A 12,593-nucleotide genomic window follows, 5' to 3' on the forward strand; every position below is an offset into this window, starting at 1 on the left:
GGGCGAACACCTCATTCGGGTCGCGCCCGGCAAGCAACTGGTCCAGAAGTTCTTTCTCGATAGCCATGTGATGATTCTCTCCTTTCCATCATCATGGCCTCGCGCACAGAATTCCTGACAGTCCCAAGCCACGCTCTCCGCCGGCATGAAGCCCGCGGCGAGCAATGAAGGGATCGCGAAAATGCGCTTCTTCATGCGGTTCCAAACCTCCCATATCCATGCACCTTTGGGTGCCATTCAAAAAAGCCGCCGCACTCCGGCTTGAGGCTACAGGCGCCGCACTCTTCAACATAAGCACGCTTCCAATCCGAAATTGTCGAAGGTGCAAATGACCGGTAGCGCATTGGAACCGTACAGTGCGGGAAGTTGTATAACTCAGTCCGAATGCCTCTGCCGACAGCGAAATCCAGCGCTTTGGCGATGTGCTCGAACCCGGTTGAACTGTCGAAGAATAGTGAACTCCAGTTCTGCCGTCCGTAGCCGATATTTTCGAGCTGCATGATGGCCCACACCTCGATAAAGGGAAGGGCCGTGGTGACGAGCTTGGCGAGGTTTAGCAGTCCAGGCGCGTTCGGCTTCAACAGCACCGTGCGCAGCTCGATCCGGGCGCCGGCCTCGCAGAGTAGTGCCAAATTTGGTCGAAGTTGCGCGAAGGCGCCCGACTTGCCGACGATCTCATCGTGAATCGCGCTATCGCTGGAATAGCAGGGGACACCCCATAGGATCCGCGTCATGTCCAGCGCGCGGAGGGCCGACACGTCGGTGCGGTCGAAATGCTGGCCATTGGTCAGGATATGAAAGTGAACGTCCGGCCTAGCTTCCATCGTCCGGCTGAGGAAGCGCAACAGGTCAGCTTTGAACAGGGTCGGCTCGCCACCTGAGAGGCCGATAGTTGACTGTTCTGGTGCCAGCATCACGGCCGTCTCGAACAAGGGGAACATGTCGACGTGATGTTTCTTTGGAGGCTGGGAGCACATCACGCAGAGCTGATCGCAGCGCTCCGTTACCAGCAAGGTGTTATGCCGCGAATTCGCCCGGATCAGCCGATGCGCCGTTTTACGCGCTGGCACCACGAATATCGTGTCGCCATCCAGCTCGGACGGGTCGACTCCGAAGAATTTTAACGTCCCTCTAATACCCGAATAGGTGGCCGCTTCGCCGTCAACGCGATCCAGGGCCACCTCGTCGGGATGAAGTGGGCCGGTAAGAGAAGAGAGGCCTTCAAACGAGCGCAGCCTCACGACGTATGGCTCTGAAGCTTCGGCATCGATTTTGAGCCTGAGCGGGATCATGCGAGTCGCGGGACCATGTGATCCCCCCAAGAAGGTACTCGTGCCCACTTTGCTACCGAGTTGCGCGCCGGCTCGTCGCTGCGTTGGATCACCTCGAGGATCTTGTCGAACAGCGCCATGTGGCGCCCGCAAAACCAAGTGTCGCTTCGTGGACCATCAACGCGACCTGAACGGGATAGGTCGTCGACAATGTCGGATCCGCAGAAGGGCTGATAGGCGCAGTGAATACAATCCGGCTCGAAGTTGTTGAGAGAGGCTTGGTTGAGGAGCCGCACCTTCTCGCTATCAAGGCCGGTCGCGACCTGGCCGACCGACAAATCGACACGGCCGATCCGCGAGAGCATCCGCGCCTCATCGGTTGGATAGAGCCGCCCGTCATGGTCGACAACGAGATAGTCGGAGGCGAAGAAATTGGGGTTTCGCAGGTCGACGTGCTCGTCGACGCCAGACCTCAGGAACCGCCTCAGGCTTTGGCTGAAGTAGTATTCCTCGACATAACGCCCCGTGCGGTGGTTGCGGTCGATCAGATAGTCGATGAAAGCCGAATGGAAGCTGTTCCATTTGGCGACGGCGTTCGGATCGCTCTTGCGCCTGCGCGCAAACCCCTGATGGTTGATCGGGCGAAGGTAAATCGAGCGCATTCCATGACGTTCGAAATTGTCAACCAGCTCGTCGAAAGCCGGCGGTCGATCGATATCGATCGTTGGTAATGCAGAGACTTTGCTCGGTCCTAGGCGCCGGACCGCTTCCGCCAGATTTCCAAGGAACGCGTCTGTTGCTGCGGGTTCATGTGTACGCTGGCGCTCATGCGTCGCACGATCACCGTCAAGCGAAGTGCTGACGAAGGTGTCGTCGGCCTCGAGGAACGCCCATTCGCGCTCGCCTAGCCGCTGCAGGTTTGTACATACAACGAATTGGCTGCCGGGGAAGGTTGTGCGGGTAAAGGATCGAACACGTTCGAGCAGATCGATCCGCAATAATGGCTCGCCGCCTTGAAACTCGATTTTCACCCGTGGTCCCGTCATGCTGCCAATAAGCCGGAGGACGTGTTCGAGCGTGTCTTCGCTCCAATCGAAGCCCGACGCCGATTCCGGCGCGCGGGAGACCTGGCAGTAGTCGCAGGTCAAATTGCAACGCAGCGTCGGCACCAGAATGAGATAATCGAGCGCTCTCTGCGTGGCTTGTCGAGCGGTCCAGCGATACGCGAACCCGATCCAGTCAGCGTCACCCTGCTCTTGAAAAACATGGCCATTGGTTTGCAGGAAGGCTTGGTCGGATTTAGAAAGGGCGCCGGTCGCATAGCGGTCGAGAAATGACCGATCACCGAAGAAGAATCCGCCGGTGTCGTCGGCAAAGAAGAGCGTGCCCGCGCCCGCATCCCTGAATTTCAGCGGCCAAATCGTCATCTGCTGGTGACTGCCTCGATCAGGCTCCGCCGCAGAGGCAGGGTTTCGACATAGATTTTCTCGCGGTAAACAGCATACGAGATCTGCTTCCTAAGGTCGTTTAGGTCTAGGGCGGCAGCGGGCGCGACCTGAACGCCGGTGCTCGACGCGCGGAAATCCAGGTTCGGGTATTGGGATTGAAGGCGTAGTAGCGCCCCGTCCACAAACCGGTGCAAAGTGGGTGGAATCTCAATTGTTACTTGATCGGATTTCTCGCCCATTACCCCGTATCCCCCGAAACGCCCAGCGCCATTATACAGCCAATCTAAGGGCCAAAAAATGCAGTTGGGCCATAATATATAAGTTAAGCAGACGTTTTATCGAAGTGTGGTTTTTCTGTCGAACGTGGAGCCGAGGGTCTCTCACTCGCTGTGCGCGGTTGGCAACGTGTTGGAGGCTTTGTGGGCTCCGTCGCCAATCCGCCTCAGCCGACGACGGCAGATATTTGTCGAATGCTAGTGGCGCCAAAGACATTCCAACAGGGCGCCGGTATCTGGCACGAGGCCTCAGCGGTCAGGATCGACTGAGAAGTGCAAACGCCGGCATTTTTTTGTAACTGACCAGGTAACAGGAAAGGCCCCGACATTATCGGGGCCTTGATTGGTGCGGCGGTTTCTCACCACCCTACGGTTGCTCCCGTCTCACGACCTGGGGATAGCTCGCCAGCTTGGATTTCGCGTGACTGCCCACTCTCTAACCCGCAGAACCGCGAGAATGTCGAAGCCAATTTTCAGTGCTGTTTTCATTTGAGCCTCCATCGTTGCATCAAGGTCGGGAAACCAGAGAATGCAAGGCCAGAGAATGAGCAGCCACGTTGCGACGTCCTGAATGGCGATACCCAGAGACACGAGTGCCGAGCTCTGAATTCGTCAACTGAAAAGTAAGTTGCTGATCCGCGGTATGCAAGGCTTACCCGCGGCCGTGCCTCGCGATCCAGGCCACCCGGCAACGATCCAACAGTATCGTCTCTGCCCAACCGTTGGCCATTTTTCCCCAAAACGTCTCTGTCTGGGATTTTCCCAAAGTGAGCCGAAATAGCGTCGACGTTTCCGAGGCTTAGTTTTGGCATTTGGTCTACAGTTCGAGTCCCTTGGGAACCACCATTCAGTCCGCCAGTTTTGGCGGCTTTTCGACCGTCTCAGAATAGTGTCGACGTTTCCGTGGGTTCGCGGCGCCTTGACGGCAACGCTTGGCGGAGACGCCGCCTTCTCTGCGCAGAATGGCTCGATTTTGAGCCTTCGTCTCTGCGGGCCCATTTCCGTAGCCAACTATTTGGAAAAGCGATGCTCGCCTGATGCTCGAATCAAAGGCCGAGGAGGGCAGCCTGATCGGTCCAGGCGAGGGGGAGGCCGGAGAGGCGCGACAGCCTGTGGGCCGTGAGTTCGATCGGCTGGTTGCCGGCGATGATCCTGGACACGATCTTCGGCGACAGAAACGCCATGGGCAGCAGCCTGCTGACCTCGGAGACAGTGGTTGCGTTCAAGCTGGCGATCTCCGTCAGGCTTCGGCCAGAGCCATCGGTGAGTTGATGAAGGTACAGCTGGGAGCGGTGGACGACGTCGATCAACGCAGCGTTCGGTTCAGCGCTGTTGGACAAGGTATCGCCTAAAACGATGCGCATCTCCACACCGCGTCGCTTGATGTCGAACGGGCATGTGATCGACAGCTTCTCAGCACCGCCATCAGATCGCAAAGCTCTATCGAGCAGATGTTCGGCAAGTGCCCTGCAATCGAGGTCGATGGTCAGGGCCTTCTGACCAAGGGCGATGCGGCGGGCGAGTTTCTGCAGCAGCGATCGCTTAGCGTCAGCAGTTTCGGAGCTCCAAGCAGCCGTGGCCTCGGCCGCGCGACGCATCGCATATTGGATCTCGCCGGAACCTCCCCACCGCTGAATCAAATCAGCGACTTGGCTGTGATCGCTGAGAATACGATTCAGCTGATGCTCAACGACTGATTCAACCGCATCGGCGGGTAGGCGCCATCCGTCGGAGTTGCCGCGTCGCTGATCAACGAACTGTCTTGAGACGTAGTATCGATAGCGAACGCCGCGCTTGTTGGGGCATGCACCGATCGAAGTTTCTCACCATGTTCGTCGAAGAGAAGTCCGGTGAGAAGATGCTGCTGAATGACGTTCGATGTGCTCCTGCGGCGCGGTGCCTGAGATGCCAAGAGCGCCAGCGCCTCATCGAACACCGGACCGGCTATGATCGGCTCGTGCTCGCCGCCGTGGACTTGATCCTTGTGCTTGATCTTGCCGATGTAGATCGGGTTCGACAGCAGATGATAGAGGTTGCCCCGGCCGAATGGGGCTGTAACCGCAATTGAGCCATCCTGGCGTTCGCGGGTTCGCGTTCTGAGTGGCATCTCCGGTGGGACGATGGAGCGCCCTGCCCTACAGCGGCTGCTGCAGGACATCCGCGACAGGAAGGTGGATGTCGTGGTCGTCTATAAGATCGACCGCCTCACCCGCTCGCTGATGGACTTCTCGAAGATCGTCGATATCTTCGACGCCAGTTCGGTGTCCTTCGTCTCCGTCACCCAGGAGTTCAACACCACCACATCGATGGGCAGGCTGACGCTCAACGTGCTTCTGTCCTTCGCGCAGTTCGAGCGCGAGGTTACAGCCGAACGCATCCGCGACAAGATCGCAGCCTCCAAGAAGAAGGGTATGTGGATGGGCGGTGTCGTGCCACTAGGCTATCGCGTGGAACACCGCAAGCTTGTCATCGACGACGCCGAGGCGAAGATCGTTCGACACCTCTTCGACCGCTATCTTGTTCTGAAGTCAGTCCGCGATCTTGCCGCTGAGGCTGCACGCGAAGGCCGGCGGGGTGTGGAGTTGCTGCTCATAGGCCGAAGAACCTCGGGCCGGACCAATGCGCGCCGGTGATCTTGCGCGCGATCGACGATAGCGAGGGATAAACCTTGGCCTCAAAGACGAAGCCATCCTCGATCACGTCGACGACGTGGGTCTTGCCGTTCCAGTCCCGGACCAACCGGGCGCCTGGCAAAACTTGTTTGCGCTTTGGCGCGCTCGTCACCTTGATGTCGTCGGCGACGACGTTAGCTTGGCTGTCGCGGTCGGCGAACTTCTTCTCTACCCGATCTATGGCGGACCTGAGCATGCGACGCGTCTCGGTGGAAAATCCACCGAGACGCTTTGCCTGAAGATGCCAGGCTGCTGCCCTGATCAGAAGTTCACGCCTGGCACCCTTTGGTGGTGAGCAGTTGTAGATCTTTTCCCATCGGGCCGTGAGTTCCTCGCGCGAGAGGTCGCCCAAGGCGGCGACCTCTGCTTCAATGTCGGCCTTGGCGGGCATGAGGCTCAAGCGCCCTTCGTGCTATCATCGATACGATACCGGCGGACCCCGTCCTTCCCGACATCGCTCACCAGGTTGAGGCCGAGCTTCTTCTTGACGACGGCCGACAAGAACCCCCGCACCGAATGCGCCTGCCAACCGGTGATCTCCATCAGCATCTCGATCGTGACGCCCTTGGCTAACCGAAGCTTCTTCAGCACTAGGTCCGATTTGCTCTGCTTGGTGTAATTGCGGGGCGCCGCCTTCGGTGGCTTTGCCGGTGCCGGCTCCGCCTCTGCTTCACGAGCTTTCTTTGTGGGCGACCTCGGTTTCCTCGCCGGCTTTGCCGAGGAAGGCGGTGCATCCCAGATTTGCTCATGCGCCTCCGGCGGGATTTGAAGCTTGTCGTTGTCCGATTCGGTGCCTTGATCGGTGCCGAGTGCCACCATGGTCGTTCTCCTCAGTTTGAGGCGTCGGCCAATCCGGCGCCTGTACTGACTTGAGCCCGCCTAGCGGGCTGGAGAGACCTTGATCTAGGCGAAGGCGAAAACCGCCTGCCTGGTTTACCCACAGCAATGCTTGCGTGCGCAACGAAGTCCAGGGGAAGGTGTGGCAACTCTGCATTTGTGTCGGCTTAGTGGGCAAGTGCTGTTTCGGTCTCGGCGCTGCCTAGTTCACCGCCTGGTTTCTTCGCTTGCAACAGCCGCTCGTGGGTCTCCGTGATAATGATACCGTGTAGTGCTCCAACCGACGGCAGCTGACCGCTGCTCATGTACATAGTTGTGGACCGCCGGATGACAGCTGCAGCTAGGTGGAAAATCTTCTCGAGTTCAGAACGGATTTCTGCTACGCAGTCGACGATTCGGGGAAATCATGTCGAATCAAACAGTCGTCAGCTTATTTTCCGGCATAGGTGGTTTTGAGGTCGGCTTCGCGAAGGCGGGCCTCCAGACGTCGCTGATGTGCGAAAAGGATCCCGTGGCGCAAGCGGTCTTGCGAAAGCATTTCCCGGAGATCAATCTCGTCAATGACGTGACCAAGATGACTGAGCTTCCTGTTTGTGATGTTCTTGTCGGCGGATGGCCGTGTCAAGATCTGAGCCAAGCTGGACGGATGGCTGGCATGCACGGCAGCCAGTCAGGGCTTGTCTCGCATGTGTTTAGGTTGCTCGACGCAACACCGCAGAAGCCAAATGCCATAGTTCTTGAGAACGTTGCGTTTTCACTGAGTTTACACAAGGGCAAGGCTGTAAGTTACGTAACGTCTGAGCTGGCCGCACGCGGTTATCGCTGGGCCTATCGTGTACTCGACACACGTGAATTCGGACTCCCGCAAAGGCGCCGGCGAATCTTCATTGTCGGAATGCTGGAAGGTGACCCCGGTAATCTCCTCTTTGATGGTATCGATCAAGTCGCTTCCGAAGGTCGGCCGGCAACGAACATCGGTTTCTACTGGACGGAAGGCAATCGCGGCGTAGGCTGGACCATCGACGCCGTGCCGCCATTGAAGGGGGGGTCGGGCCTCAGCATACCGTCTCCGCCCGCGATTTGGACAGTAGAGACCGGGCTGTTTCAAACACCTGGGATCGAGGACGCGGAACGTCTCCAGGGTTTCGCTCCTGGTTGGACCGCCTCTGCGCAGTACGTGACGAAAGGCGACCGTCTCCGGTGGCGCCTCGTCGGCAACGCAGTGAGTGTTCCGGTCGCGACATGGGTAGGAAAGCGACTTGCGACTTCGGAAGGACGCGGGCTCGCATACCAAGAAAATGGCACCGAGACGCATTGCCAGCACACCGCGGCGTGGGGTGGGCCGAAGCAAGCGTCTCGCTATATCCCCAGTGCCGGCCAGGGTCCACGCGATAACCAACGCGTTTCCCTCGTGAGTTTTGGCCTGAAGGACGCGAAGACGTTGTCAGTACGAGCCGCCCAAGGCTTTCTTCGCCGGTACATAAAGAGCGGACTAACAAAGAACCAGGAGTTCGCTCGTGCGCTCGCCGCCCATTGTGGCTTCGAAGAGGTCCCAACTTAATTGCGGTGATATTGCCGATTCATCCGATAGCGCTCAAGTCCCCTGATTAGCGAAACCATGAAAGTCCGCACGCGCCTAAACTTCTCGGTCATATCCTGGGTGCTGAATTGAGAGCCCACGGTCTCGAACGTTTCAGTGCCATGAGCTAGCGTGTTGCGCATTTGCCTAATAAGGGCGAGATCGGACCCGCCAAGACAAGATCGTGGAGGTCGCCACGGGCTCCCGATACGAGTGACGAACCGCAACAACTCTTCGTTGTCGACATTTCCAGTAAAGGGCAAGCGATGCAGATCCGATCTCCAATCGACGACGCCTGGCACAAACCTCGCTACATCACGAATGAGCCCTTCGTAGTTGGTACCCTGAGTAAGGCGATCCCGAAAGTGCGCACGAGCGATCTCTTCCCGCCAATAATCCTTCAAGGCTGCGAAGCTGCCGACGTTTGCGAGGATTTCCTGGCGCAGCTCAACTAGTGCCTCGCGGGCTCCGAACTCGATGCAGTTGTAGATCATGATGAAAGCGGAAGCACGAGATGCCGTGATCGCGGCTGTCGCTCGATAGAATCTGCGTCCGGGTACATGGTGCAACCGTTCGAGCGACTGCAAGGACCTCAAATATTCAGACACATCCCGAGCGCGGACGCGGAAGCGCTCCTCAACGCACATTTGAGCGACCCAGTAAGCTGTCACGAACGTACTCGATCCGGCCTCGAAGTTTTGGGGCACTATTGCTTGCATCCGTTCGAACGAGCTCTTCGAATTGCCCAGAACGAAGCCACGTGTCGGATGGCGCCTTGAGCGCAGGATTATCTCGCAAAGCCAGCGCCGTTCCAACGGCGATAGCCTCGAAACGGACGCGGGGAACGCGCTTTCCGCCATCGGGCCGATACAGGGCCTTCGGATAGTACTTGCGGATAAATTGCATTGTCCGCTCGAATTCCGCCTTCATCTGCAAGAGGCGCGCTTCGTCTGCGGACTTGTTCAACTCGTCCATGTTGGAATCCAAGAATTTCCTTACATCATGACGAAAAGACAGATAGCGATCACAATAGATGAAAAAGCGAGTAACTAACTCCTGCCGCTCACTACGGGCGTCGACACCTTTCGCCATATAGGGGGTAAGGCTTTTGAAGAGGTCCGAGGCAGCCTCTTCGATCACTAGATCAAGAAAGGGACCTCGATAGACACCCTTGCGTATCTCCGCGTCCTCAAGTCGCTTGCCGGACGTGTTAAGCCGTCTAAACAACTCAACCCGAGTGCTTTCGTCCGTCCCTTGATCAAGAACGAACGAACGGATTGGCGTATTGTTAAGGCGTCGTTGCACCGAAGGCGGCAAATCGGAAAAGCGATATCCGTTCAAAACGTCGAGCTTCTCCAAGCCACTTAGGGCGAAGCCGTCTTGTAGGTATCGCACCAAGCTTCTGATTCGCTGTGAACCGTCGACGATCTCAAGGCGCCCCTCGACATCGTAGAGAAAAATCGGTGGAACTGGCACTCGCAGAATAAGGCTTTCGATGAAGTAGGAGCTCTGTTCCTCGTTCCACGAGAGGCTTCGCTGGTATTCGGGAACGTAGATTTCGCCTTCTGCCTCGGCCTCCTCGCGGAACTTCGACACCACCAGTTCAACGGAAAAGTCTGTGACGACGTACCGCGCCTCTCGACGTACGTCATCGACGATCGCTGCAACCTCGTCCGGATCGGCTAATTGCACCAAAAGATTAGACATACCAATTGCGCCCCTCAGTATGGATTGCTGTCCGACTCTGGCATTATTACCAGCTAGTTGAGCCAAGCGCAGCGCAAAGACATTCTCTGGCGACGCAGCAATTAAGGAATGGATCGTGAAGGCTTATGCCCGGGATGGACGGATATTGGACGCGGAGTTCGATCTCGAAGAGACGGGCGGCGGGATTGATATCGTGCTACATTCAAATGGGGGTGTTTCCCGTGGCAAACCTGCCTACAATCCGGACTACATTGAGGCCCTAGAGACTATATTGGGGCGCCTCGCAGCGCTTGATGCCTCGCTTGATGGGATCTGGGTCGATAGTAGAGCACTTTCCAACCTTAATCAGGACGAACGCCAGGTCCGGCTAGAGGCGAGCACCTATCCCGTTCGATTGTCGGAAATCACCGATATCAAGCAACTCAGATTGCAAATACGGCGAAGCGTTTCACAGATTGGAATGGCGGCTGGCCAGACTCCCGGGACGGGAAACAAACGAGTGCGTCTCGCGATATCGTTCGAATCGCCTCTCTCGCATTCCGCCGTTGAGATTGAGCTAAGGGGGGGCCTCTTGACGGAGGAGATCTTGGTCGGCTTGCTTGCGACTCAGGGTGAGAACGGCGATGAGCTGCCCCAGCTTACTAATGCCCCTGATCTGAGAATCCCGAACGTACGCAGGGAAGTTTGGAACTTGGTACGCGATGCGACCCCAATAATAAAACATCGGATCAGCCGGTATGTAGAGCGGGGGCCAATCGGAGATACTGTGAAAGCGGCGAATGGCTACCGATGTCAGATATGTGACGTGCTGGGCCAGAGATGGGACGCCTTTATCAAACCGGACGGATCACCCTACGTCGAAGCCCATCATGTTGTATTGGTGTCTACTCTAAGGGGGGACGTGCTGGGGCCACAAAACATAATCACGGTGTGCCCAAACCATCATCGGCAGCTCCACTTCGGTGGCGTCGTCACTCGGGACCTTCAGAATGAATTCGAGTTCGCCTTTCCCAATGGGGTGACGTGTCGGATTAGGAAGTTCATAGCCGAGGCTAGTTGACTGAAAACGCCAACGGCCGCCCGGCTAATGTTCCTGCGAAGCACGCGTCTGTCGCAGCCTTCGCAGAAGGGGATCTAGGTAGCCCCCAGACTTCACGTCGCATTCCCAAAGCACCATTACGTCCCATCCCAGAGTCTGGAGAGCAAGCGTAACCTCGGCATCACGATCTCGATTGCGCCTGAACTTGTCGGTCCAGAAAGCCACTCTAGTCTTCGGCGTTGTGGCGTGGCGACAGTTCGTGTGTCGGTGCCAGAAGCAGCCGTGGACAAACACCGCAAGCTTCCGGCTCGGGAACACGATGTCTGGGCTTCCTGGCAAATACTTGACGTGCAGACGATAGCGCAGGCCGGCGGAGTGAACAGCTTTTCTCACCGTCATTTCGGGGAGAGTGTCTTTCCGCCGCACAGAGCGCATCATTTTGCTGCGTTGCTCACTAGCAGAGGGACGGTCTTCGTCGTTGTGACCGCTGATCATGGCCAGTTCGCTTGCTATAGGAGCAGAGGGGATGCGGCAGGCTGATGCTACCATAAATTCCCCATCTGTATTGTTCCTCTTGTTCGCAACCATGCCAATATCCGACGGTAGCACACTTACTCTCTTTGTTTATTCCCCGACATAATTCCTGCTCGTGCCGGTCACACTTGCGTTGTACCGAACAAGCGTGGAAAGTGTTGTGGGGCCTGATGAAAGCGCAAACTAGCCCCAGGTTGAAGGGTTCCTTTTTCAGGGTGGCGGTGCTGACTGGTCAGGTGGCGGGGGGCTTGCTGCCTCAGGAAGAGTGGGAGAGGAGGCTCGTCGACCACTACCTCCGGTCTGACGGGCCTTACGGTGGTGCAGCGCTTAACTGGTTGGATGCTACGCCCGCCGAGCTCGCCACCGCAATTGGCAGGGAAGACCTGTCGGAAGATGAAGTACAACGAGCGTTCTTGATGCATTTTGATCGCCGGCGGATCCACGACTGGTTGTCCGGCGCGCGCCGACCCGCACTCCACGACGCGCCTTATCCCACCTACTTTCGTTACCTCGTCCTCACATGTCTCGTGTCTGCGACAGATGCGGGCGCCGGTTCCACGCATAACTTCCGGGCCCGGTTGGGTCAACTTCTTGGGTTGGAGGATCAATACAACTCGGTCTCTGGCGTGAACGCCCTCTGGCGCGAACTAGTCCGTTGGTCGGACCGAAAACGGGCACTAGGCGAGCAATTTCGCAAAATTGTTCTTCCGAGCTATGGCAACGCAAACTTGATCGGATACGCCGTCAGGATTGCGTTTCCATCATGGCGCGATCGGAGCTCACTCACCCAGGTCATGCGGGACCTTTCTCCTGACGTTCGTAGGTCCCCTGAGCGACTTTCGCAGGCGCTCACCCGGCAGCGCAATCGGGAACGTTTGACAGACCCGGTTCTAGACGCCTTGGATGAATTCGAGCGGGCGGTGCGATGCCGTCAGCGTATGCTGCTTGGTCACAAATTCTGGCGATTGTCCAGGAGCGTAGAGACGAAGCTCTATGGGCAAGAAAAGGGACCCACGCGTGAGCGGTGGCGCCTGGAAGTTCGCTTTGGCGGGTACGAACAAGACATTGCACAGCTTTCCCTTTTTCGTGGGAGCGGCGTTGTCGACGAAAATCCTTCGTGGGAGGGAGCTCTCCAGGAACTCGGTACCGTTCGGCCGGGCGAGGTACCCAGAGAACTTGCCGAGATGCTCACCCAAGGTGTGCTCGTGCTCACTGAGGAGCCCGGCCTAGT

General features: G+C 57.5%; 12 protein-coding genes and 2 pseudogenes. 3 read left to right on the plus strand and 11 right to left on the minus strand.

Annotation, left to right across the window (positions count from 1 at the left end; translation table 11 throughout):
- From EN818_RS33240 to EN818_RS32725, 6 genes and pseudogenes are all read right to left on the minus strand, one after another.
- Nucleotides 1-195 (minus strand): annotated as a pseudogene (locus tag EN818_RS33240) (hypothetical protein); the annotation flags it as partial.
- On the minus strand, nucleotides 192-1,292 hold the full coding sequence (gene hxsC / locus EN818_RS17460) for a His-Xaa-Ser system radical SAM maturase HxsC (protein ID WP_135905028.1): 1,101 nt from the start codon (nucleotides 1,290-1,292) through the stop codon (nucleotides 192-194). The pseudogene EN818_RS33240 and the gene hxsC, both read right to left, overlap by 4 nt.
- Nucleotides 1,289-2,698, minus strand: a complete 1,410-nt coding sequence (hxsB, locus tag EN818_RS17465) for a His-Xaa-Ser system radical SAM maturase HxsB (protein ID WP_135905026.1) — start codon at nucleotides 2,696-2,698, stop codon at nucleotides 1,289-1,291. Before hxsB ends, hxsC begins: the two co-directional genes overlap by 4 nt.
- Nucleotides 2,695-2,958, minus strand: a complete 264-nt coding sequence (locus EN818_RS17470) for a hypothetical protein (protein ID WP_135905024.1) — start codon at nucleotides 2,956-2,958, stop codon at nucleotides 2,695-2,697. The genes hxsB and EN818_RS17470 overlap by 4 nt, the downstream gene beginning before the upstream one ends.
- A gap of 1,082 nt (nucleotides 2,959-4,040) precedes the next feature.
- Nucleotides 4,041-4,592, minus strand: coding sequence for a hypothetical protein (locus EN818_RS17475; protein ID WP_135905022.1), 552 nt, complete (start codon nucleotides 4,590-4,592; stop codon nucleotides 4,041-4,043).
- A 77-nt stretch (nucleotides 4,593-4,669) separates the two neighbouring features.
- Nucleotides 4,670-5,101: a hypothetical protein gene (locus tag EN818_RS32725; RefSeq protein WP_189523812.1), complete on the minus strand. Its 432-nt coding sequence runs from the start codon at nucleotides 5,099-5,101 to the stop codon at nucleotides 4,670-4,672.
- Between EN818_RS32725 and EN818_RS17485 the strand changes: the two are divergent.
- Nucleotides 5,097-5,531 (plus strand): annotated as a pseudogene (locus tag EN818_RS17485) (recombinase family protein); the annotation flags it as partial. The gene EN818_RS32725 and the pseudogene EN818_RS17485 sit on opposite strands and share 5 nt — an antisense overlap.
- Before the next feature lie 52 nt (nucleotides 5,532-5,583).
- Here EN818_RS17485 and EN818_RS17490 read toward each other — a convergent pair.
- A complete protein-coding gene (locus EN818_RS17490) occupies nucleotides 5,584-6,057 on the minus strand; it encodes a DUF2924 domain-containing protein (protein ID WP_135905018.1) in 474 nt (157 codons plus the stop codon).
- A 5-nt stretch (nucleotides 6,058-6,062) separates the two neighbouring features.
- The gene (locus EN818_RS17495) at nucleotides 6,063-6,485 is read right to left on the minus strand and encodes a DUF3489 domain-containing protein (protein WP_135905016.1); all 423 of its coding nucleotides are present in this window, start codon (nucleotides 6,483-6,485) and stop codon (nucleotides 6,063-6,065) included.
- A gap of 424 nt (nucleotides 6,486-6,909) precedes the next feature.
- On the opposite strand from EN818_RS17495, the gene dcm reads away from it, so the two are divergent.
- Nucleotides 6,910-8,064, plus strand: a complete 1,155-nt coding sequence (gene dcm, locus EN818_RS17500) for a DNA (cytosine-5-)-methyltransferase (RefSeq protein ID WP_135905014.1) — start codon at nucleotides 6,910-6,912, stop codon at nucleotides 8,062-8,064.
- On the opposite strand, the gene EN818_RS17505 is transcribed toward dcm, so the two are convergent.
- Both EN818_RS17505 and EN818_RS17510 read right to left on the minus strand, forming a co-directional pair.
- Complete coding sequence (locus EN818_RS17505; RefSeq protein WP_135905012.1) at nucleotides 8,061-8,576, minus strand: hypothetical protein; 516 nt, start codon at nucleotides 8,574-8,576, stop codon at nucleotides 8,061-8,063. The two genes, dcm and EN818_RS17505, sit on opposite strands and share 4 nt — an antisense overlap.
- A 142-nt stretch (nucleotides 8,577-8,718) precedes the next feature.
- The gene (locus EN818_RS17510; protein ID WP_135905010.1) at nucleotides 8,719-9,789 is read right to left on the minus strand and encodes a DUF262 domain-containing protein; all 1,071 of its coding nucleotides are present in this window, start codon (nucleotides 9,787-9,789) and stop codon (nucleotides 8,719-8,721) included.
- A gap of 115 nt (nucleotides 9,790-9,904) precedes the next feature.
- Here EN818_RS17510 and EN818_RS17515 point away from each other — a divergent pair, with 115 nt between their 5' ends.
- Entirely contained in the window at nucleotides 9,905-10,849 is a 945-nt protein-coding gene (locus EN818_RS17515; RefSeq protein ID WP_135905008.1) for an HNH endonuclease signature motif containing protein, read from the plus strand.
- Between the two features lie 24 nt (nucleotides 10,850-10,873).
- Here EN818_RS17515 and EN818_RS17520 read toward each other — a convergent pair whose 3' ends face one another.
- Nucleotides 10,874-11,416, minus strand: a complete 543-nt coding sequence (locus tag EN818_RS17520; RefSeq protein WP_348631413.1) for a very short patch repair endonuclease — start codon at nucleotides 11,414-11,416, stop codon at nucleotides 10,874-10,876.
- Nucleotides 11,417-12,593: the final 1,177 nt, after the last annotated feature.

This window comes from Mesorhizobium sp. M3A.F.Ca.ET.175.01.1.1 (genome assembly GCF_004791945.1).
Classification (GTDB): Bacteria; Pseudomonadota; Alphaproteobacteria; order Rhizobiales; family Rhizobiaceae; genus Mesorhizobium.

Coding starts and splice junctions, on each gene's coding strand:
- EN818_RS17520 (WP_348631413.1), bottom strand. CDS start 11,416: ATGGTTGCGAACAAGAGGAACAATACAGATGGGGAATTTATGGTAGCA.
- hxsC (WP_135905028.1), bottom strand. CDS start 1,292: ATGATCCCGCTCAGGCTCAAAATCGATGCCGAAGCTTCAGAGCCATAC.
- EN818_RS17470 (WP_135905024.1), bottom strand. CDS start 2,958: ATGGGCGAGAAATCCGATCAAGTAACAATTGAGATTCCACCCACTTTG.
- hxsB (WP_135905026.1), bottom strand. CDS start 2,698: ATGACGATTTGGCCGCTGAAATTCAGGGATGCGGGCGCGGGCACGCTC.
- EN818_RS17505 (WP_135905012.1), bottom strand. CDS start 8,576: ATGATCTACAACTGCATCGAGTTCGGAGCCCGCGAGGCACTAGTTGAG.
- EN818_RS17475 (WP_135905022.1), bottom strand. CDS start 4,592: ATGCGTCGCGCGGCCGAGGCCACGGCTGCTTGGAGCTCCGAAACTGCT.
- EN818_RS17495 (WP_135905016.1), bottom strand. CDS start 6,485: ATGGTGGCACTCGGCACCGATCAAGGCACCGAATCGGACAACGACAAG.
- dcm (WP_135905014.1), top strand. CDS start 6,910: ATGTCGAATCAAACAGTCGTCAGCTTATTTTCCGGCATAGGTGGTTTT.
- EN818_RS17510 (WP_135905010.1), bottom strand. CDS start 9,789: ATGTCTAATCTTTTGGTGCAATTAGCCGATCCGGACGAGGTTGCAGCG.
- EN818_RS32725 (WP_189523812.1), bottom strand. CDS start 5,101: ATGCCACTCAGAACGCGAACCCGCGAACGCCAGGATGGCTCAATTGCG.
- EN818_RS17490 (WP_135905018.1), bottom strand. CDS start 6,057: ATGCCCGCCAAGGCCGACATTGAAGCAGAGGTCGCCGCCTTGGGCGAC.